The 20,139-nt window shown below is 63.4% G+C and carries 17 protein-coding genes and 4 riboswitches; of the genes, 14 read left to right on the forward strand and 3 right to left on the reverse strand.

The features are described 5' to 3' along the window. Positions 1–57: 57 nt before the first annotated feature. Genes U5775_RS29495 through U5775_RS29510 form a run of 4 tightly spaced genes read left to right on the forward strand, consistent with a single transcriptional unit; the run spans position 58 to position 6,397 of the window. Positions 58–1,638: a MutS-related protein gene (locus U5775_RS29495; RefSeq protein WP_322061652.1), complete on the forward strand. Its 1,581-nt coding sequence runs from the start codon at positions 58–60 to the stop codon at positions 1,636–1,638. Further along, on the forward strand, positions 1,635–3,191 hold the full coding sequence (locus U5775_RS29500; protein ID WP_322061653.1) for a MutS-related protein: 1,557 nt from the start codon (positions 1,635–1,637) through the stop codon (positions 3,189–3,191). Before U5775_RS29495 ends, U5775_RS29500 begins: the two co-directional genes overlap by 4 nt. Positions 3,192–3,221: 30 nt before the next feature. Next, positions 3,222–4,868 carry a MutS-related protein gene (locus U5775_RS29505; RefSeq protein ID WP_322061695.1) on the forward strand — a complete coding sequence of 549 codons (1,647 nt, stop codon included), beginning with the start codon at positions 3,222–3,224 and terminating at the stop codon, positions 4,866–4,868. Further along, positions 4,865–6,397, forward strand: a complete 1,533-nt coding sequence (locus U5775_RS29510; RefSeq protein ID WP_322061654.1) for a MutS-related protein — start codon at positions 4,865–4,867, stop codon at positions 6,395–6,397. The genes U5775_RS29505 and U5775_RS29510 overlap by 4 nt, the downstream gene beginning before the upstream one ends. Positions 6,398–6,431: 34 nt before the next feature. On the opposite strand, the gene U5775_RS29515 is transcribed toward U5775_RS29510, so the two are convergent. Beyond that, entirely contained in the window at positions 6,432–8,531 is a 2,100-nt protein-coding gene (locus U5775_RS29515) for a dynamin family protein (RefSeq protein WP_322061696.1), read from the reverse strand. Between the two features lie 14 nt (positions 8,532–8,545). Then, positions 8,546–9,361: a hypothetical protein gene (locus U5775_RS29520; protein WP_322061655.1), complete on the reverse strand. Its 816-nt coding sequence runs from the start codon at positions 9,359–9,361 to the stop codon at positions 8,546–8,548. Beyond that, a riboswitch (Fluoride riboswitch) is annotated at positions 9,345–9,412 on the reverse strand. Its footprint overlaps the gene before it by 17 nt. Positions 9,413–9,471: 59 nt before the next feature. Between U5775_RS29520 and U5775_RS29525 the strand changes: the two genes are divergently transcribed. Then, positions 9,472–9,963 carry a hypothetical protein gene (locus tag U5775_RS29525; RefSeq protein ID WP_322061656.1) on the forward strand — a complete coding sequence of 164 codons (492 nt, stop codon included), beginning with the start codon at positions 9,472–9,474 and terminating at the stop codon, positions 9,961–9,963. Here the strand turns inward: U5775_RS29525 and U5775_RS29530 are convergent. Further along, the gene (locus tag U5775_RS29530; RefSeq protein WP_322061657.1) at positions 9,960–10,430 is read right to left on the reverse strand and encodes a hypothetical protein; all 471 of its coding nucleotides are present in this window, start codon (positions 10,428–10,430) and stop codon (positions 9,960–9,962) included. The genes U5775_RS29525 and U5775_RS29530 overlap by 4 nt on opposite strands. Positions 10,431–10,550: 120 nt before the next feature. Further along, positions 10,551–10,617: riboswitch (Fluoride riboswitch) on the reverse strand. Positions 10,618–10,711: 94 nt separating this feature from the next. Then, positions 10,712–10,782, forward strand: a riboswitch (Fluoride riboswitch). A 172-nt stretch (positions 10,783–10,954) separates the two neighbouring features. On the opposite strand from U5775_RS29530, the gene U5775_RS29535 reads away from it, so the two are divergent. The 9 genes from U5775_RS29535 to U5775_RS29575 all read left to right on the forward strand — a co-directional run bounded on the left by U5775_RS29535 (position 10,955) and on the right by U5775_RS29575 (position 20,137). Continuing rightward, a complete protein-coding gene (locus tag U5775_RS29535; protein ID WP_322061658.1) occupies positions 10,955–11,284 on the forward strand; it encodes a DUF190 domain-containing protein in 330 nt (109 codons plus the stop codon). Then, a complete protein-coding gene (ppa, locus tag U5775_RS29540) occupies positions 11,284–11,820 on the forward strand; it encodes an inorganic diphosphatase (protein ID WP_322061659.1) in 537 nt (178 codons plus the stop codon). The genes U5775_RS29535 and ppa overlap by 1 nt, the downstream gene beginning before the upstream one ends. Before the next feature lie 84 nt (positions 11,821–11,904). Then, positions 11,905–13,203: a phosphopyruvate hydratase gene (eno, locus tag U5775_RS29545; RefSeq protein WP_322061660.1), complete on the forward strand. Its 1,299-nt coding sequence runs from the start codon at positions 11,905–11,907 to the stop codon at positions 13,201–13,203. Positions 13,204–13,243: 40 nt separating this feature from the next. Next, positions 13,244–14,536, forward strand: coding sequence for a phosphopyruvate hydratase (eno, locus tag U5775_RS29550; protein ID WP_322061661.1), 1,293 nt, complete (start codon positions 13,244–13,246; stop codon positions 14,534–14,536). A 270-nt stretch (positions 14,537–14,806) separates the two neighbouring features. Beyond that, entirely contained in the window at positions 14,807–15,175 is a 369-nt protein-coding gene (locus tag U5775_RS29555) for a DUF190 domain-containing protein (RefSeq protein WP_322061662.1), read from the forward strand. Between the two features lie 59 nt (positions 15,176–15,234). After that, positions 15,235–15,307, forward strand: a riboswitch (Fluoride riboswitch). Between the two features lie 232 nt (positions 15,308–15,539). Continuing rightward, on the forward strand, positions 15,540–16,487 hold the full coding sequence (locus U5775_RS29560) for a respiratory chain complex I subunit 1 family protein (RefSeq protein WP_322061663.1): 948 nt from the start codon (positions 15,540–15,542) through the stop codon (positions 16,485–16,487). A gap of 4 nt (positions 16,488–16,491) precedes the next feature. Beyond that, the gene (locus U5775_RS29565; protein ID WP_322061664.1) at positions 16,492–17,172 is read left to right on the forward strand and encodes a hydrogenase; all 681 of its coding nucleotides are present in this window, start codon (positions 16,492–16,494) and stop codon (positions 17,170–17,172) included. Between the two features lie 2 nt (positions 17,173–17,174). After that, positions 17,175–18,653: a proton-conducting transporter membrane subunit gene (locus tag U5775_RS29570; RefSeq protein WP_322061665.1), complete on the forward strand. Its 1,479-nt coding sequence runs from the start codon at positions 17,175–17,177 to the stop codon at positions 18,651–18,653. Next, positions 18,650–20,137: an NADH-quinone oxidoreductase subunit C gene (locus U5775_RS29575; RefSeq protein ID WP_322061666.1), complete on the forward strand. Its 1,488-nt coding sequence runs from the start codon at positions 18,650–18,652 to the stop codon at positions 20,135–20,137. Before U5775_RS29570 ends, U5775_RS29575 begins: the two co-directional genes overlap by 4 nt. Positions 20,138–20,139 lie beyond the last annotated feature (2 nt).

Here is a 20,139-nt window from a genome sequence, read left to right on the forward strand (position 1 = left end):
CGGCGTTTCCCAGATCCCCATCCCCGTTCCGGCTAATCAGGCTAGCTGGAGGCAGTCTTGCGCGCGTTGACCGCGCCTGCGAGCGGTAGACAAGGGATAAAAATGGCATTCCATAGCATCCTCTTCGAGACACCCGAGGACGGCCCGCCGTCTGGTGACGTTAGCGAGCCGGACTTTTTCGGCGATCTCAATCTCGACCAGTTTGTGAGCGAAGCGACGCGCGGGTTCGACGAATACCGGCTCACGCCGTTTTTTCACACGGAGCTGAACCGCGAAAGCGCCGTGATCTATCGGCACGAAGTCATGCAGGACGTCGACGATTCCGAGCTGTTGCTGGCCATTCAGGCGTTCGCTCTTGCCATGCGGAAAACCCGAGCATGTCTGGGCGAGGCGCAGCGGCTCTATTACCCACGGCAGAAGCAGTGGTGGTTCCTCGAAGCGACGTCGCGCTATGGCAAGGGCGTGCAGGCCTTTTGCGAAGCGCTTCGCGCGGCGAAGCCACCGTCCAGGGGATTGAGCGCCTTCAGCGCGTGGCTCACCGGGTATGCCGGTTCGGAGCCTTTTGTGCAACTCTGCCGCGACATCGACGAAGTTCGGGACGCGCTGGCTGCGGTGCGCTATTGCATTCATCTCGACGGAAGCGCCGTCACCGTTCTCAACTATGATGATGAGGAGGACTACGGGACTTACGTTCTGGAAATCTTCGAACGCTTCAAGCAGGGCGAGGTCAAGGACCACAGCGTCGAGCAGAAAGACTGGCCCGAGATGAATCACGTCGAGGCGCATATACTCGACTTCGTTGCCGAGCTCAATCCGCAGCCGTTCTATCTGCTGGATGCGTTTTGCTCTCGCCATGCGGACTTTATCGACACAACGATTGCGGCCTTCGATCGAGAGATTCAGTTTTATGTCGCTTGGCGCAGCTATATCCAGTTGTGTCGTGACTCGGGGCTGCCGTTCAGCTATCCGGTGGTGTCGGGCACGACGAAGGCCGTACGCTGTGAGGGCACGTTCGACCTCGTGCTGGCCCACAAGCTCTGTGCGGACAAGATCGCCGTGGTGTGCAACGACCTTTATCTCGAGGGGCCGGAGCGGATCTTCGTGGTTTCCGGGCCCAATAATGGCGGCAAGACCACGTTCGCCCGAACATTCGGTCAACTCCACTTTCTCGCCAAACTGGGCTGCCCGGTTCCTGGACGCAACTCGCATCTCTTTCTTTACGATCGGCTCTATGCGCACTTCGAGCGCGAGGAGAACACCCTCGACCTGCGCGGCAAGCTCCAGGACGACCTGATGCGAATGCACGCCATCCTGCGAGCGTCTACGCCGCGCAGCATCATTCTGATGAACGAAATCTTCAGCTCGACCACGCTCGCCGACGCGCTGTTTCTCTGCCGCCGGATCATCGGCGAAATCATGGCGCTCGACGCGCTGTGCGTCTGCGTGACGTTCATCGAGGAACTCGCGCGGCTCGGGCCCCAGACCGTGAGCATGGTCAGCGAGATCAACCCCGACAATCCCTCGGTTCGAACCTTCCGGGTGCGCCGGCGCCCGGCCGATGGGCGCGCCTATGCGCTTTCGGTGGCCGAGCAATACGGGCTCACGGCTGAACGTCTCAAGGAGCGCCTCGCATCATGAAAGCCTGGCTACTCTATGACGCGAGTGATTTTCCGTGGCGTCGCGACGAATTCTGGAACGAACGGACCCTCAACCAGGATCTGGAGCTGAACACGCTTTATCAGGCCATGGCCGCCGGCGACGAATATCTCTATGACACGGTGAGGAAAGTCGTTCCGCTGAGTCTGAGCGACGTCGACGAAATTCTGTATCGCCAGGCAGTGCTCAAGGATTGCATCGAGCACGAGCAGGTCGTGAGGCAGCTCTATGCGATTGCGGTCGAGGCGCTGGAAGTCGAGCGAAAGAGCTTCTATTGGGCGATGAGTGCTTCGGCGAGCAGCGTCCTGCATGGCGCGCGCGATCTGATTCAGTCGATGCTGGGCGTACTGGGAAAGCTGCGCCGCGTGGCCGACGACAACGTCGAGCAGTTCCAGTCGGCGGGCTTTAGACGCTTCTACGCGATGATCCGCGAGGAATTGACCGATCACTATTTCGTGACGATCACCCGCTGTCTCAAAGAGCTGAAATTTAGTCATGGCGTGCTGATCAGCGCGCATCCCGGCCACGGGAACAAGGGCGCGCACTACGTGCTCAGGAAGCCCCATGAAAAGGACCCCAACCTGTTCAAGCGCCTGCTTGCGAAAGGGCCGCCATCGCGGACGTTTCATATTCCGGACCGGGACGAAAACGGCGCGCGGGCAATCAGCGAGCTCGAATCACGAGGCATCAATCATGTGGCGAACGCGCTCGCCCAATCGGCCGACCACATCAAGAGTTTCTTCTTCATGCTGCGGGCCGAGCTGGGTTTTTATCTCGGCTGCCTGAATCTGCGCAACGAGTTGCTGCGCCGTGGGATGCCGCTCTGCATTCCGACACCGCACACCGTGGCGGAGCGCAGGCACCGCTATCGGCAGCTTTACGACGTGAGCCTCGCCTTGCGCATGGAGCAGGCGCCCGTCGCGAACGATGCCGATGCGAACGGCAAGGATCTCATCGTGATCACCGGCGCGAACCAGGGCGGGAAATCGACCTTTCTGCGCAGCATCGGGATCGCCCAGATACTGCTGCAGGCGGGGATCTTCGTCGGCGCCGCGGAGTTCGAGGCCAATATTGCGCGAGCGATCTTCACGCATTACAAGCGCGAGGAAGACGCCACCATGCATGGCGGCAAGTTCGATGAGGAGCTCAAGCGCATGAGCGAGGTCGTCGATCATATGGTAGAAAACGGCCTGTTCCTGTCGAACGAATCGTTTGCGTCGACCAACGAGCGCGAGGGTTCGGACATTGGCCGGCAGATCGTCGATGCGCTGCTTGGGTATCACGTGAAGGTCGTTCTCGTGACGCACCTTTTTACGTTGGCAAAAGGTCTTTACGACGAGGACCCGTACCCGAAGATGTTCTTGCGCGCCGAACGCCGCGACGATGGCGTCCGCACGTTCAGGCTGATGGAGGCCGAGCCACTGCAGACGAGCTTTGGCCAGGACCTGTATCAGCAGATCTTCGGCGAGTCGCGGGACGAAGCGGAAGGAGGCGTGCAATCCCAGGGAGCCTTGTCAGGGGTGGACGAACCCTGAGCCTGGTACAGGATGGCGGACGTGGCCGGGATGCTGACGAATAGCCCTGGTCGCGCACGTGCCGCATCGATGAGCGAGGCCGCGTGGATGGTTACCGAAACTGATGTGTCGTCACGTGCTGTTGCCCGGTCCGGCAGTGCAGGGCGGTTCTCCAGCCTGATGTTTCCCTGGACGAGGGAGGCCATCCGCCGTGACACAGGCACGCAGCCGGACTGCTTCACGGATCTGAACCTCGACCAGGTCGTCGATGCCATCGTGGCCCGGCAAGACGAGGCGATATTGCGGCCATACTTTTACAGTCGCTACCCGGACGAGGAGGTGGTCCGGTACCGGCTCTCGATATTTCGTGACGTCGACAGGCCGGATGTGCTGCCTGTCGTGACTTCGTTCTGCGAGGACATGCGACGGGTGCGTCTCGCCCTTGATTACGCAGCCAGAACGTTCGCGCTTCGCCATCGGCAGATGGTCGTGCTGGAGGCGCGATCGCTGTATTGCTCGGCCGTCGTGAATCTCCATCAGCGCCTGGCCTCCGTGCCGCTCGGCTCCCCCGGCCTTTGCGCTCTGCGCAGCTATCTCGAACGCTACCTGGCGTCGGTCCGTTTCAGCGCATTGAAGCAGGAGACGGCCGGGGTCGAGGCCGCCTTGTCGGGCGTCGCGTACGGAATGCTGTTTCGAAAGGACAAGGTCACGGTTCGCCGCTACGCGGAAGAGGAGGACTACACACAACGTGTGAACGATCGCTTCGAGCGATTCAGCGAGTATGAGGCACCCGCGGCGCCGGAACGGCGCTTTAACGACTACGGGCTGAATCATATCGAGGAGGTGATCCTGTCGTTCGCCGCCGACCTGTTTCCTGCGTCGTTCCAGCCGCTCAGCGATTATGTCGGACGCCATACGAATTTTATCGATGACGTTCTTGCCACGGTCGAGCGCGAACTCGGGTTCTTCATCGCCTACCTCGCGTATATTGCGCCGCTCAGGAAGCGGGGACTGCCTTTTTGTTACCCGACGGTTTCCGCCACCTGCAAGGACGTTTGCGCCACCGGCGCTTTTGACCTCGCACTCGCGCACAAGCTGGCAGCCCGAAACGAGTCGGTCGTGTCGAACGATTTTTATCTGCGCGGGCACGAAAGGATCCTGCTCGTCTCCGGTCCCAACCAGGGTGGCAAGACAACCTTTGCCCGCATGGTCGGGCAACTGCATTTTCTCGCGGGCCTGGGCTGCCCCGTCCCGGGCGTTCAGGCACAGCTCTTTCTCGCCGACCGGATCTACACGCATTTCGAGCGTGCCGAGGACGTCGCGCGTCTGCGCAGCAAGCTCGAGGACGAACTCATCCGGCTCAAGGCGACCTGTACGGCGATGACGGCGCAGAGCGTCGTCATTCTCAACGAAGTCTTCAATGCGACCAGCCTGGAGGACCAGATCCTGCTCAGCACCCGGATACTGCAAAAGCTGCTCGCCGGCGATGTTCTGGGCGTATGCGTGTCGTTCATCGATACGCTTGCCGCGCTCGATCCGAAGATCGTGAGCATGGTTACGGCCGTGGCGCGCGATGATCCGGCCAGGCGGACGTTCAGGATCGAGCGCCGCCCCGCCGACGGTCTGGCCTATGCCCTTTCGCTGGCGCAAAAGCATGGCGTCACCTACGAGCGACTGCGCGCGAGAATCCGCTCATGAAAGTGCTCCTGCTGCATCCCGAGCGTGATTTCGTGCCGCGGAACGCGCCGCCCGAAACGCTGAACCGGTTCGCAACGGACCTCGGTCTGGGCATTCTGCTGGACGCCGCCTGCGGCGACGACCGCTACCTGTCCGAGGTGTTTTCCGCGGCGTTGTCGAGTGCCTGGGACAACGATGCGCGGACGATCGTCCACCGGCAGGAGGTGTTGCGGGACTGCGTGAAAAACGCCGCGTTCGTGAGAGCGCTGTACGCCCTGGCATGCGAGCCGTTCGGGCGGGACCAGAGCTGGAACTTCGGACTCTATGGCGGACAAACCTCGGCGCGGGTTTCGAGTTCGGTCAGGACGCTTCGAAGCAGTCTGTCGCTGCTGCGGAGGATACGCGATGCGTGCCGCCTCAACGCGGCGAATTTTTCGTCTCCGGGCTTCATCCGTATGTTCGAGACGCTGGAGCGCAACCTCGACGACGACTATCTTCAGGCCGCCAGCCGCGATCTGGATCATCTGCGGTTTCGCGCGGGCGTTCTGCTCAGTGCGCACGTGGGCAATGGCGGCAAGGCAAAAGACGTGAGCCTGCGGGTGCCGCAGCCCCGTGACCTGAACGTGGCGCTGCGCACGCTGACCCCCGGCCCGCGGAGCTTCACGTTCAGGCTGGATCCCCGCGATCTTTCCGGTGCGCAGGCTTTTGGTGAACTCCAGGACCGCGGGCTCGCGCTCATCTCCGAGGCGCTATGGAATTCCGCGCATCATGTGCTCGGCTTTCTCAAGGCGCTTCGCACCGAGCTTGCATTTTATGTTTCCTGCCTGAACCTCCACGACCGGCTGGCAGCGATTGGAGAGAACGTGACCTGGCCCGAACTGCAACCGGGCAGTCGGGGTTTCAGATGCCGGGGGCTGACGGACGTGTGCCTGGCGCTTGCCATGAATGCGTGCGCGGCGGGCAATGACGTCAACGCGGAGGGCAAGCCGCTGGTCATTGTCACGGGCGTCAATCGGGGCGGAAAATCGACTTTTCTGCGCAGCGTCGGCCTCGCACAGCTTTTATTGCATGCCGGCATGTTTGTGACCGCCACGCATTTTTCGTCTGCGCCGCATACGGGTCTGTTCACGCATTTCAAGCGCGAAGAGGATCGCGCAATGGAAAGTGGCAAATTCGACGAGGAACTCGCGCGCCTGGGCGCCATGGCCGATCATATCCGGCGCGGAGCACTCGTTCTTTTCAACGAATCGTTTGCCGCGACGAACGAGCGGGAAGGGGCGGAAATCGCCCGGCAGGTGACGGGTGCGTTGCTGGAAGAGGGCGTCACGGTAATCTACGTGTCCCATATGTACGACTTTACGCGCTCTTTCATTGGCAGGGACGACGTGCTCTTCCTGCGTGCCGACCGCACGGAGAACGGGAGCGACGCGTTCCGGTTGAATGAGGGACTGCCGAGGTCGACGAGCTTTGGCCTGGATCTTTACAACCCGATCTTTGAAGGACAGGCTTGTATGAGGGCCACAGACATGGATGGCGCGTCGCCGCGCTAACGGCCGTTCATTCCATACGGTCGCCAGAGCGGCTTCATTTCCCGGACGAGTCGCTGAATTCGGCAGACCGGAGACGCGCGATATCGTCCCGCAGGTTTTGCACGGCGTGCTGCATGGCGGAGTCGCCCGGGCCATGCTCTGCCTGGAGCCGCTCGATATGTTCCGTGAGCGTTTGAATCAATGCGACCAGCGCGCGCTGCTTCCATGCCTCCAGCAGCTCCAGATACGCGCAGAGCGAACGTTCGACGATTTGCACAGACGCGCTGGCCTCCAGGGCGCTGCGTGCGCCGAACCAGAATCCCCAGCGCCCGAATACGCGTCCCCATGATCGCGGCAGCATCGTACTTGGCAAGGTATCCTGAAGAATGAAGGATGGTGCGATGAACGAGACCGGCAAGGGCGGGACGAGCCGACGCAACCCCAGCGTGTCGGCCAGATGATGCAAGGCGACGCTCGCTCTCGCATGGAGTGTTTCGACCGTTCGCATTGCCGCGCCCGAAAACGAAAGGGCGCGTGCATTCGCGGCAAGCTCGACCAGCCGGGTGGCGTCGAAGGACATATCGTGCGTCTCCGACCATAGCGCGGCAGCGTTGTGGGCAATTTCACCCATGAGACTGTTCATGGTGCGTTCGACCGTAATCGCGGGGTCCGGCTGCGAATGCAGGGCCGCTTCAATCGCCTCGCGGCTTGCAAGCAGGGCGCGCAGGGCGTCGTCCAGATGCGCGCCCGCATGGGTTTCGGGCGCGTGCCACATCAGGCGGAGCTGGAGCGCGTCGAGCACGTCGCGACGCAAGGTGGCAAGCTGGCGCTGACGCATCTCCGTTTTTTGTTCGCGGCACTGTGCGAGCGTATCGGCAAAGGGCCCGTCGATCCAGGCGCGTCGCCACGGCGGGTCTTCCTCCCGCGTGCTGACCAGATAGACGGGAACGTCGAGGTGGGTGCTTTTCCAGAGGCCGCGCACGACGTGCTCGTAGATTCGCCACCGGTCGTCGGCGCCCACGAGATCGATCTTCGTGACGAGCACGGCAACGCGTGCGCCACGGCTGCAGAGCTGGCGCACGAGCGCGGCCTCGCGCAACGTGAGCGGCGCCGCCGCGGAAATGAGCACGACCGCGATATCGCACCAGGGCGCGGCCGGCGGGCTGCCCTGCGCAATGTCCCATTCTTCCCAGTCGATGCCCGGGGTGTCGATGAGGGTAATGCCGCCGGAAAGTAGCGGAGCCGGCGTTTCGAATACGATCCGCGTTATGCCCTTGATGTTCTCGGGATTCGAATGCGCGTCGACGAATTCGGCGATGCGTGCGCGATCGATGAGCTCGGTCTTCGCCGCGACGAATTCGACGGTGCCGCGTTCGACTTTGCCGTGCCGGATCTCGACCGGCATGGCCGTGGTCGGCAACGCGGCGACTGGAAGCAGCGCGCTGCCCAGCAGGCTGTTGAGCAGCGAGGATTTTCCGGCGCTCACGGCGCCGAACATGCCGACGACGATATCGTCCGACCCGTAATGCCGCGCGAAGTCGATGCTGCGGCGGTGAAGATCGCCGAGGCCGTGCGCCACGGTAATGCGTTCGAGTTCGGCCACCAGCGGGTGAGGTGGTGCGTTGCTCGAAGCGTATTGCGGGCCGCCGAGAGCAGGCGAGGCAACCGGTTTTTCCTGCTGTACGCCCATGTCGATATCGCGGGAGAGCGAGCCTTGCAGCGCATCGAGCAAGGTCATCAGATGACCGACGAGCCGGCAAGCATCCTCCTCGACGTCTTCGCTCAGATCTTGAGCGCTTGCCATGCTGCTTGCTGCGCTCGCGGTGCGCGGGTCCAGTTCCGATAGCGCGAGCATCGCTTCGCTGATACGGAGCCTGCACGATTCGATGGCGCTCGTACTGGGCGCGGGCAGTGAAATCCGGTGACGTGCGCTGATGGTCTTCATGGCCGCCCGAATCAGTTCCAGCTCGTTGAGCATGAGCTGATGCTGGACCGGCACGGCATCGGCGACGCGCGACGGGAACGGCGACTGCTGCACGACCGGCTGGAGATAGTGCAGCGCATCGGTAAGGCAGGCATCGATGCGAACGAAAGCCTCCCCTACGCGCCGGGAATAGGCGGCGGGGAAGGCGCGAGCTTTATCGTTGTGCGGCATGGCGATCTCTTCGCTTATTCGGGAGGGAGGGTCCGCAGAATTTCGCCCCAGCCGCTGCACCAGCCAATGGCCGCGATGAGCGCGCCGCGGTCCTCGGCGGTGTCGGTTCCGCGGCTGTCCCAGCGAAACGCATGCTCGAAGCGCCCGAGATGCCCGGCGATGCGCGATACGGTCTCGCCATGGTGGCGCAGGACCGTCGCACCATCGTGCTCCATCGCTGCGATCAGGTGAGGTCGGCAAAGGACGCCGCTGCCGTTTCCAGCGCATTGACCGCAGATATGAGGCAGCCATCCATCGCGATTTTCACTTGCGAACGCGCGTGCATTGGCGAGATCGCGGCCTTGCGCAAGCCGCTCCGGTGGAGCGTTACCCGATGACGCGGGGCCATAGCCGAGGCTGCACATGTGGCATGGGCCGGAAGGACGCAACCGGTGCCGTGTCATGCCCGCCGGCGCCACGCTGTACAGACCATGACCGTCCATCAGGTGTGCCGCGCGCCGCATCAGTTCGTTATACAGAATGGTGCTGCCATGGATCAGATGCGGACGAAACGCCGCCTCTACGCAGAAAAAAGCCAGCGCATGTCGCGCGCACATGCCCCAATGCGCGTAGAGGCGCGCTCGCACGTCCGCGTCCATGATGCTGCCCTGGATAAACCACCAGAGAAAATCCACCTCGCCGTCGGATAGCGCCAGCGCGGAAGAAGGCTGCGAAACAAGACCAGTGGGGACGGGCACGATGCGCTGTCCGGTAAGCGAAACGGGGCACAAAACCTGGACAGGGGCATGGCGATGACCCAGCAGCTCCCGACCAGGAACCGTAGGCATCATTAGCCGGGCAAGGCCGGCGGTTTGAGGAGGTATGCCATCTCCCGCAACACAGGTTCATTTTAATGACGGCATGCCGAATTGGCAACGGAGCGCCCGAAACGATATCTAAGTTGTCCTACACTGTGTCCAAGGACCGGGGAGGCGTAAAAATGGCGGGACCATCGGAGAACACGCGGCGTGCGTTGCGAGGGCATTTCTGGCATCTGCTCGAACTGCTTGAAAAGATGCGCGAGATAAGTGAGCCGGCGGGAAGCAACCGCGTTCGCCTCAATTATCTGCACCGCCCGGATGGAGAAAAGCTGCACGATGTCGAGCGTTTCCTTGAAGGTATCAGCGAGGAGATCAATCGGGCGGCGGCGCTTTGGGGAATCGATATCGACGGAGAGCAGATCGACGCGATCCATGCGCTATCGGTCTCGCTGCAATTCGTCGGCATTGCGCTAGAGGAAATGTCGCCGTCGCGCCTCTCGGGTTTTGGCGCGCTAGATCCCGCGTTCGAAAAGGACTACGCCGCATTTCTTCTGAAGCTCCGCATTCATGTGGACACGCTCCAGCGTGCGCTCGCAACCAGCAAAACCGACCGCCCAGGTTTCCCAGGTTAGCTGCGCAGCGTTGCGATCAACCGCTTCGGACGCAGCAGCAGTCCCAGGCCGTCGACCGCATGGCGCACGACAACGTCGGCGGCTTGCAGTGCGCCGGTGGCAAGCCCTTCGGTGCCGAGCACGACGATACCCAGCGCCGCCTGTTCGAGCATGAGCGCGTCGTTGCGTCCATTGCCCATTGCTGCAACCCCGTCCGGACCCAGCCGTCGTACGTAATCGCCCTTGGCGAGCGCCTGGCCGTTGGCGGGCAGGCAGGCGATTTCCACGGGGCAATTGCGCAGATGCTCGCGCGCATCGCCGTAGGTGTTGCCCGTGACCACGTGAAGGTTCAGTTCATTGGCGAGCGCCGCAAGACGCGACTCGACGCCGTCGAGCAAACGTCCATCGACGGCAAGCGTGCCATTGAAGTCGAGGACAAGATGCTCGAGGTTCAGGGTACGAAACCCCGGAATGTCTATGACGATCATCCGTCTCTCCTTGCGCGCCGCTGCGGACAATCGGGTCCGCCACGGCGCAATCCGGCGATTGCCCGTGCCATCGGAGCAGGGGAAGACAAGACATGCGCAACAGCGCGACCCGATGTCCGGACGGCTGCAGGCATCATTAGCCGGTCGGCGCCGGCGGTTGGCGGAGAATGCCATCTCCGTAGATCTGTATTCCACTCTAGACAATGCCGCGAAGCTGCGCAATCGGGTTTTGAGGGGCGGCGGCGCAGGCAGTGGCAGGTGCGAATCGTGCGTGCTACACTGCGCGAAAAGGAGATGGCATTCCTCCTTAACCAACCGCCGGCTTTGCCCGGCTAATGATGCCTACGGTCCCTGGGTCAGGAGGTCGTAGGCATTGCCAAAGCGTCCTGCTGCCCAGATTGGTTCACTCTACGAATCTGGCTTTTCATGCGATCAGTTCTTTTTCCGCGCCATATGGAGCGCGGTGAGCGCGTGCGCTCATGTTCCCTCGATGTGGCAATCGGGCCGTTCGTGCGGAGGCGCCCATGAAGGGGAGCCAGCTTACCCTGTACGCGGCGAACCAGAGCCACCGTGTGAAGCACATGACGGTGGTCGAATGGCTGCTCGACGAAGCGAAGCAGACTGGTATCGTCGGCGCAACCGTGGTCGAAGTTGCCGAGGGCGTGGATGCCAAAGGCAGATACCACGCTGCACGCTTCTTCGAGCTTGCCGACCAACCAGTCGCGGTCACGCTGATCGCCGGGGATGAAAAGATCGATGCGATGCTGGCCCGGCTCCGGGACAGCGGCATTCGCCTTTTCTATACACGCGCGCCAATCGAATTCGATACCCTGGGCACAGTGGGAGGCCAGTGATGGATTTCAACGCCATTCCCCCGGGCGATAACGTGCCCGTGGAAGTCAACGCCGTTATCGAAATTCCCGCCCAGAGCGAGCCGGTGAAATACGAGGCCGATAAACGTCTCGGACTCCTGAGGGTCGACCGGATCATGAGCGCGGGAATGCGCTATCCCGCGAATTACGGATTCATCCCGCGAACGCTCGCGAGGGACGGCGATCCGCTCGACATCATCGTCATCGCGCCGTTTCCGCTCGAGCGGCTTTCGCTGATTACCTGCCGCCCCGTCGGCCTGATGAACATGACGGACCAGGCGGGCCCGGACGAAAAGGTGATCGCGGTCCCGACCGATGGCGTTTGCCCCTCGACGCGCGCGATCACGGAGCTGGAGCACGTGGGCGAATACACGCTGAACCAGATCCAGTTCTTCTTCGAGAACTACAAGAAGCTCGAACCGGGCAAGTGGGTGCAGTTCGAGGGATGGGCCAATATCGACGCCGCGTATCAGGCGATCCGCAGCGCGGTTGCCGCATTCCACGACGCGCACCCCTGAATCCGTCCATTTCCCACATCGAGGTGGCCGTGTGCGACGAACGCGCGGCCGCCGCTTGCGAATGCAGAATCAACGGGAGCCGCAATGAGCAACCACGCAGTGATCGACACGATACTGGCCGATGAAATTCTCGATTCGCGAGGCAACCCGACCGTCGAGGTTACCGTCACGCTCCGCAATGGCATCACGGCCAGCGCCGCGGTGCCTTCGGGGGCGTCGACGGGGGAGTTCGAAGCGGTCGAGTTGCGCGACGGAGATCCCCGGCGCTACGGCGGCAAGGGCGTGCTTTCCGCAGTCGGGCACGTGAAAGAGGAGATCGCGGGGGCACTCGCGGGCATGAGCGTGGACGACCAGCGGCGCATCGACGAGAAGCTGATCGAGCTCGATGGCTCCGAGAACAAGGCGGTGCTGGGGGCTAATGCGATCCTGGGCGCGTCGCTCGCCTGTGCGAAGGCCGGGGCGATCGCAAGCGGCTTGCCGTTGTTCCGCTATCTTGGCGGCACGAACGCCCATCTGCTGCCGGTCCCGATGTTCAACGTGCTCAATGGCGGCAAGCATGGCCATCAGGGCCCGGACGTTCAGGAGTTCAAGCTCGTGCCGCTTGGCGCGCCGACGTTTCGCGAGGCGCTGCGCTATGGCGCGGAGACCTATCACGCACTCGGCGCCGTGCTCGCCGATGCCGGCGCATCGACGAACGTGGGCGATGAAGGCGGCTACGTGCCCCAACTACCTTCGAATGCGGCGGCGATGGAGCTCATCGTGCGGGCGATCGAGCGAGCCGGCTACCGGCCGGGGGAAGACATCGCGATCGGTATCGATCCCGCGGCGAGTTCTTTCTACGAGGATGGCCGCTATCACCTGACGCGGGACAGCCGGGTGCTCACGTCCACGGAAATGATCGCGTACTGGGCCGACTGGGTGAACCGCTATCCGCTGGTGTCGCTCGAAGATCCGCTTGCGGACAACGACTGGGAAGGCTTCGCCGCGTTGACGCGCGAGCTGGGCAGCCGCGTGCAGATCGTGGGCGACGACCTGTTCGTGACGAACCGTAAGTTCCTGCAGCGGGGCATCGACGAGCACTGCTGTAACAGCATTCTGATCAAGCTGAACCAGATCGGCACGGTGACGGAGACGCTGGACACGGCGCAGCTCGCCTTCTCCGCGGGATATACCTGTCTCGTCTCGCACCGGTCCGGCGAGACCGAGGATACGAGCATTGCCGATCTCGCGGTCGCGCTGGGCTGCGGCCAGATCAAGTCGGGCGCGCCGGCGCGCGGCGAGCGCGTCGCGAAGTACAACCGGCTGCTGGCCATCGAGCGAATGCTCGGCGACGACGCCCGTTTCGCGGGGCGTGCCGCGTTTCGTCAGCTTCGGCGTAGCTAGCGGCGGCATCGTCGCGACAGGATGAAGGGAGAGCGAGGAGATGGCCGCGACCGCATCGATCGTGCGCGTGATGGGAGAAGAGGTGCTGGATTCGCGGGGCAATCCGACCGTGCAGGTGACGGTCGTGCTCGAAGACGGATCGCTTGCCAGCGCCACGGTGCCCTCGGGGGCTTCGACGGGGGAGGCCGAGGCCGTCGAGCTGCGCGATGGCGACCGGCGCCGCTATGGCGGCAACGGCGTCCTGAAGGCGGTCAGGAACGTCAATGAGCTGATTGGCCCTGCGCTTATGGGGCTGCTTGCCGACGACCAGTGGCGCATCGACGCCACGCTGATCGAGCTCGACGGGACGGATTCGAAAAGGCGGCTTGGCGCCAATGCGACGCTGGGCGTGTCGCTCGCGTGCGCGCGCGTGGCGGCGCAGGCCTGCCGCCTTCCGCTGTTCCGGTATCTCGGCGGCGACGAAGCGCACGTGCTGCCCACGCCGATGCTCAACGTGCTCGACGGCGGCATCCACGGCCAAGGCGGCCCCGATCTGCAGGAGTTCATGCTGGTGCCACTCGGCGCGCCGACGTTTCGCGAGGCGCTCCGCTATGGCGTGGAAACGCGTCATGCGCTGCGTGAGTTGCTGGTCGAGCGCCACGCCGCGACCAATGTGGGCGACGAGGGCGGTTTCGTGCCGGTGCTCTCATCGAATGGCGCCGCGCTCGACCTGATGATGCAGGCGATCGAGCGCGCGGGATACCGGCCCGGTGAAGACATCGCGCTGGCTCTCGACTTCGCGGCGACCCATCTCTGGCACGACGGCCGTTATCGGCTGGCGCTGGAGGGGCGCAGCCTGTCGATGGAGGAGATGACGGGTCTCTGCCGCGAGTGGGGCGAGCGCTATCCGCTCGTCTCCATCGAGGATCCGCTGATGGACAAGGACTGGGATGGCTACGCCGAATTGACGCGCGAGCTCGGCGAGCGGATGCAGATTGCCGGCGACGACCTGTTCGTCAGCAACCGGTCCTTTCTCGTGAAGGGCATTGCGCAGCGGTGCTGCAACTGTGTCGTCATCAAGCCCAACCAGGTGGGCACCGTCACGGAGACGCTGAACACCGCGCGCATGGCGCTTGCGGCGGGCTATGCGTGCATGGTGGCGCACCGGTCCGGCGAGACGGAGGACACCAGCATTGCGGATCTGGCCGTCGCGCTGAACTGCGGCCAGATCAAGGCCGGGGCGCCGGCGAGGGGCGAGCGCGTCGCCAAATACAACCGGCTGTTGACCATCGAGGCCAGTCTTGGCGAACGCGCACACTATGCGGGGCGCGAGGCATTCCAGCGGCGGCGTTGATCGTCGGCGCGCCATGTCGGAGGACGAAGAGGCGGATTGCTCGCGACCGGTTGAAGCGCGTCCCCCGGTGCTGAGCCATCGATTCGGTTTATAAGGACTCTTGAAGGCCATGCTCGACCATGCCCGGCGTCCATTGGTCCGGCGCCGCACGTTTCGCCGCGTTGCAGCATGCGCGAGCCGTTTCGTCATGCACTAGAATGGCTTGTGGGACCGCCGGTCCCTGGCGCTGTCGTCGTGACGGTATCGTGGTGTCGTTTGAAGGAGGCAGACATGAACGGCTACCAGTTGACTTTTTACACCGAGCAGAATCGCCGCCACGGTCATCATACGGTCACCGACTGGCTGCTCCATGAAGCGAAGCAACTCGGCATTCATGGCGCCACGGTCATCAATTGCGCAGAGGGCACGGGACATGCGGGGGCGCATCACGCCGCGCACATGCTCAGGCTCGACGACCAGCCGGTGCAGATCATCCTGGCCGTCACGGAAGACGAGGCCGAGCGGATGCTCGACGCGGTGAAAGCCGAGCACGTGCATGTTTTCTATACCCGTTCGCCGGTGGAGTTCGGCTTGCTCGGCGGCGAGGGCCATGAAAGCGCAGGCAAGCATTTTTCTCTGTTTCACCGGCGGCCGCACTAGCCGCACTAGCCAAAGTGTGCAGGCTTGCATGTATCGATGTGTCTCCTATACTCGATACTGTTGTTTGCGGAGATGGCATCCTCCCTTAACCGCCGCGTCGTCCTCCACGCGGCTAATGATGCCTGCCAGTCCCCGGAAGCCGGGGCCGGTAGGCATATTTGGCCGGCTCGCATTCACGAGCATCCCGGGCATGTCAATGCCAGAAAAAAGCGAAGAATATGGGATGCACCAGCGAGTATTCATGGCGAATTCCCTGTTGCGTTGACCTTTGCGGCGCCATGCGGTCCTGGCAGGCGTGGCCTGCATGCGTGCGCGGCATGCCGGAAGTCGACGCCCGTGCCCCAGGACGGGCCGGAGCGCGGCCATGAGCGCGCGCGACGTCCTGCTCCAGATCGCCCAGGTGGTCACCGTGCTCCTGCTGTCGCCGCTGCTGCAGGGCGTGATCCTGCAGTGGGAGGAGCGCATCCAGCGCGGACGCGGGCCCGGGATCTTCCAGCCCTACCGGGATCTGCGCAAGCTTTTCCTCAAGCAGATCGTGGTGCCCGACACCGCGTCGTGGATCTTCTGGTGCGCGCCCGTTGTGGCGTTCACCTGCATGATGACGGTGCCCATCCTGATTCCGGTCCTCACTGATTTCCCGCTGCCACTCTCCGATATGGGGGACATCCTGGGCGGCGGCCTCATTCTCACCTTGGGTTCCTTTGCCATCGTTCTGGCGGGCCTCGACTCGGGGAGCGCCTATGGCGGCATCGGGTCGAGCCGTTCGGTGATGCTCGGCATCCTGGCGGAGCCGACGCTGATCCTCGTGCTCGTGGGGATCACGCTGCTCGCCAGGTCGATGCTGCCGTTCGTCGTCAATCATCTGCTGGTCCAGCAACCTTCGGTGTACTGGAGTCCTGCACATCTCTTTCTCGTGTTCGCCTTCTTCGTGCTGCTGCTTGTCGAAACCGACCGCCTGCCGATTCATTCGAGCACGCATATCGAGGTCTACATGATCGAGGAGGCGCGCATCCTCGAATATTCGGGCCCACTGCTGGCACTGCTGAAGTGGGCGTCGATGATGAAGCAGTTCATCCTCTTCACGATCTTCTGCAACGTGCTCACCTTGCCGTGGGGGCTTTCACAGCATGGCACGGCATTCGGCGCGCTCGGCGCCGCAGCGGGATTGTTCGCGCGGATGCTCTTGGTGGCGCTGGTGATCGTGTTCGTCGAGACGGCGCAGTCGCGTCTGCGCTTTTTCCGCTATCAGGAGCCGCTCGCCGCCTCGTTCATGCTCGCGGTGCTCGCGATTGCCGCCAACCAGCTACGGTGACCCGATGCTTCTTGCCCACCTGAGTCCTCTGGCGGCTTCGCTGTTCAGCCTGCTCGCGATCGGCAGTCTGCTGCTTGCGTTCGTGATGCTCGGTTCGCGCTGGCTCAAGGATTACCTGCTGGCCTTCACGGCGGAATCCTGGCTGATCGCGATTCTGTCCGGAACCGTGGGCTATTACGGCAACTACCACGAGCTCTATTTCGTCGCAGTGCTCACGGCCTTCTTTCGCGGGCTGGTCCTGCCGTACCTGATCTGGCGGATCATGGCGCGCCTGTCCGTCGAACGGGAACTGCACGTCACGCTGCAGCCGAGTTCGTGCCTCGTGCTCGGCGCGCTGCTGGTGCTCTTCGCCTTCGTGGTCTCGAATCATCTGGGCAACTCGCTGGGCCTCGGCGGCACCGTGGTGGTGCTCGCGCTGACGGTCATGCTCTCGATGAAGCTCATCGGCTTTCTGATGCTCGCCGTGCGGCAGGAGGCGATCAGTCAGGTGCTGGGCCTGCTGGTGCTCGAGAACGGCATCTTTCTGGGCTCGCAGATCCTGGTGCCCGGCATGCCGCTCCTGATCGAACTGGTTCTGCTGTTCGACCTGCTCGTCATCGTGGTGAGCTTCGGGGTACTCGTCCGTTATCTGGTTGCCCATGTGGGCAGTACGAGCAGCCGCGAGCTGCGGCGCCTGGTGGGGTGATCATGATCGAAGCGTGGCTCGTTCTCGTTGTCGTCGCCCCGGTGCTCTCCGCCGTGATTGCCGGTGCCAGCCAGCATGGGCGCGTGGCCGAGTACGCCAACCTCGTGGCGGCCATCGTGTGCCTCGTTGCTTCCATCGTGCTCGTCATCCATGTCGATGGCGCCAGGACCTTCGTCAACGGCTACGTGCTGTTCGATGCGCTCGGCGCCTGGACGCTCGTGTGCACGTGCGTGGTCTACTGCCTGGCCTCGATCTACGCCGTCGGCTACATGCGCCTGCTGAAGGAGGAGGAAGCGCGCCTGCCCGGCTTCTACGCGCTGTTTGCGCTGTTCGCCGCCACGATGATCTGCGGGCCGCTGATGAACAACATCGGCGTCTACTGGATCGCCATCGAGCTGACGACGCTCGTGAGCACCTTCCTCGTGGGCTTCGAGCGAGGGCAGGAAGCGATCGAGGCGGCGTGGAAATACATCATCGTGGTGTCGGCGGGCATCAGCCTCGCGCTGCTCGGCACGGTGCTTTTCTACTGGGCGGGCAGCCTCGTGCTCGGGCCCACCTACGACATGACCTGGGACACCCTGCGTCGCGCGGCGCCCCGCATGAGCCCGGCGCTCACGCAGATGGCCTTTCTGCTCGTGCTGGTCGGTTACGGGACGAAGGCGGGCCTCGCGCCCATGCACACGTGGCTGCCCGATGCCCACAGTGAAGGCCCTGCGCCCGTATCGGCCATGCTCTCCGGGGCGCTTTTGAACACGGCGATGCTCGGCGTCGCCCGCTTTCTGACGATTACCGATGCCGCGAGCGGCTCCCTGTTGCCGCGGACCGCGCTCGTTGCATTCGGCGCCTTCTCGCTGTTCGTCGCCGCGCTGTTCATCGTGCGGCAGCAGGGCATCAAGCGGCTCATGGCGTATTCGAGCGTCGAGCACATGGGCGTGCTGGCGCTCGGCTTCGGCTTCGGCGGCCCGCTCGCCATCGCCGCAGTGCTCTATCACATGCTCAACCATTCGCTGAACAAGTCGCTCATGTTCTTCGGCGCGGGCAACGTGATGCGCGTATATGGAACCAAGGACATCGATGCGATCCGGGGCGTCTGGTCGCGCTTTCCGGTCACGGGTGCGCTGTGGATCGCGGGGGCGGTCGCGATCACGGGCGCGCCGCCGTTTGGCCTGTTCCTGAGCGAACTGGCGCTGATGCGCGCGGGGTTCGCCACGCCCAACGCCTGGGCTGTGATTGTGCTGCTGCTGCTCCTGATCGTGATCTTCATCGGCTTCCTCAATCACTTCCGGACCATGTACTTCGACACCCGCACGCCGATAGCCGCTGCGCCGCCCGTCACCCACGGCGTCGAGGTCAGCCCGTGGATGACCTTGCCCATGTGGTTGGCACTCCTGCCCGTCTTCGTGCTCGGGATCTGGTGGCCGCAGGCATTGTGGCGGTATTTCGAGGTGGTCGCCGCGGATCTCGTCGGGGGCGCGCGATGAGGAACTGCGAATACGTCACGCTGCCGGTAGCGGAACTCGCGGCCCGCGCGCAGGAATTGATAGCGGCCGGCGGGCGTTTTCAGGGCGTGTATGCGTGGTTCCCGTCTGCGACTGAGGCGGAGCTTCGCTACGTTGCCACGTTGCCGGGTCAGGAGACGTTCCGCGGCTGGCGCGTCCCGGTGAACGGACGCCCGGTGCCGAGTCTCGCGGCCATCAGTCCGCTGCTGGGCTGGCACGAGCGCGAAGTCATGGAAATGAGCGGCGTCGCGTTTTCGGGCCACCCGGAGCCCGAACGGCTGCTCACGGCATTCCTGCCGCGCACCGACCGGGGCCCGCTGGAGCCAGCCGGCGCACAGGGCGAGAGCATTGCCGCGAAACTGCCCGCGCCGTCGCTGCCGACGGTATCGGGCAAGCACGTCCAGCTGCTGCCCTTCGGGCCGGTGCGGGCCGATGTGCTGGAGTCCGCACAATTCATTTTCTACTATCTGGGCGAAGGGATCCTGCACTATCACCCGAATCTGTTTCTCAAGCATCGGGGCATGGAGAAGCAGTTCGAGGGCATGGACGCCGGCTCGGCCGCGTTGCTGGCGGAACGGGTGACGGGGATCGACAGCGTGGCGCACACGATCGCCTATGCGCAGGCCATCGAGGATGCTACGGAATGCGAAATACCCGAACGGGCCCGGTGGATCCGGCTGATAGCGGCGGAACTCGAACGCATCTACAACCATCTTCACTACCTGGGCCACCTCTGCCATACGACCACGCTGAAGGTGGGCGAGGCGCAGGGCAAACTGCTTGAAGAGCGGGCCAAGCAGATCAACGGGCGCGCCAGCAGCAGCCGTTTTCTGCGCGGCCTCGTGTGGCCCGGTGGCGTGCGGCGCGACCTCGATCTCCGGGTCGTGAGCGAAGGGCTGGCTGCATTGAAGCCGCAGATCGACCAGTACATCGGGCTGATCGAAAGAACCACCAGTCACCTGGATCGCCTGATCTCCACGGCGCCATTGAGCCAGCAACTCGCCTTCGACCAGGGCGCGACGGGACCGGTCGAGCGGGCCTCGGGCGTCGATCGCGATCTGCGGCGGGATCATCCGTATGCCGCTTATCGCACGCTACAACCCGAGGTGGCGGTGGCGCAGGAGGGCGATGCGGCCGCGCGGATGAGGGTTCGCATCGCCGAGCTGCGCGCGAGTATGGCGCTCGTCGACGAGGCCATTGCCAGAGGCCTGCCAAACGGCCCGCTATCCGCCGCATGCATCCCGCAGGCAGGCGCCGAGGGACTGGGATGGTCGGAGTCGGCGCGTGGCACGATTCTCTATGCCGTGCATCTCGATGCGAACGGGCGATTGCAGCGCGTGAAAATCAAGTCGCCGTCGTTCGCGAACTGGCGTGTTTTTCCGTCGACCGTGCACGACAGCAACATGATGGACTACGCGATCAACGAGGCAAGTTTCGGTCTGACGATCTCGGGCTGCGCCCGCTAGCC

Source organism: Paraburkholderia sp. J63 (assembly GCF_905220245.1).
Classification (GTDB): Bacteria; Pseudomonadota; Gammaproteobacteria; order Burkholderiales; family Burkholderiaceae; genus Paraburkholderia.

What these genes read in the sequence shown, in the direction of transcription:
- U5775_RS29500 (WP_322061653.1), top strand. Translation starts at nt 1,635, where the DNA reads ATGAAAGCCTGGCTACTCTATGACGCGAGTGATTTTCCGTGGCGTCGC.
- U5775_RS29505 (WP_322061695.1), top strand. Translation starts at nt 3,222, where the DNA reads ATGCTGACGAATAGCCCTGGTCGCGCACGTGCCGCATCGATGAGCGAG.
- U5775_RS29510 (WP_322061654.1), top strand. Translation starts at nt 4,865, where the DNA reads ATGAAAGTGCTCCTGCTGCATCCCGAGCGTGATTTCGTGCCGCGGAAC.
- U5775_RS29515 (WP_322061696.1), bottom strand. Translation starts at nt 8,531, where the DNA reads ATGCCGCACAACGATAAAGCTCGCGCCTTCCCCGCCGCCTATTCCCGG.
- U5775_RS29520 (WP_322061655.1), bottom strand. Translation starts at nt 9,361, where the DNA reads ATGATGCCTACGGTTCCTGGTCGGGAGCTGCTGGGTCATCGCCATGCC.
- U5775_RS29530 (WP_322061657.1), bottom strand. Translation starts at nt 10,430, where the DNA reads ATGATCGTCATAGACATTCCGGGGTTTCGTACCCTGAACCTCGAGCAT.
- U5775_RS29535 (WP_322061658.1), top strand. Translation starts at nt 10,955, where the DNA reads ATGAAGGGGAGCCAGCTTACCCTGTACGCGGCGAACCAGAGCCACCGT.
- ppa (WP_322061659.1), top strand. Translation starts at nt 11,284, where the DNA reads ATGGATTTCAACGCCATTCCCCCGGGCGATAACGTGCCCGTGGAAGTC.
- eno (WP_322061660.1), top strand. Translation starts at nt 11,905, where the DNA reads ATGAGCAACCACGCAGTGATCGACACGATACTGGCCGATGAAATTCTC.
- eno (WP_322061661.1), top strand. Translation starts at nt 13,244, where the DNA reads ATGGCCGCGACCGCATCGATCGTGCGCGTGATGGGAGAAGAGGTGCTG.
- U5775_RS29555 (WP_322061662.1), top strand. Translation starts at nt 14,807, where the DNA reads ATGAACGGCTACCAGTTGACTTTTTACACCGAGCAGAATCGCCGCCAC.
- U5775_RS29560 (WP_322061663.1), top strand. Translation starts at nt 15,540, where the DNA reads ATGAGCGCGCGCGACGTCCTGCTCCAGATCGCCCAGGTGGTCACCGTG.
- U5775_RS29565 (WP_322061664.1), top strand. Translation starts at nt 16,492, where the DNA reads ATGCTTCTTGCCCACCTGAGTCCTCTGGCGGCTTCGCTGTTCAGCCTG.
- U5775_RS29570 (WP_322061665.1), top strand. Translation starts at nt 17,175, where the DNA reads ATGATCGAAGCGTGGCTCGTTCTCGTTGTCGTCGCCCCGGTGCTCTCC.
- U5775_RS29575 (WP_322061666.1), top strand. Translation starts at nt 18,650, where the DNA reads ATGAGGAACTGCGAATACGTCACGCTGCCGGTAGCGGAACTCGCGGCC.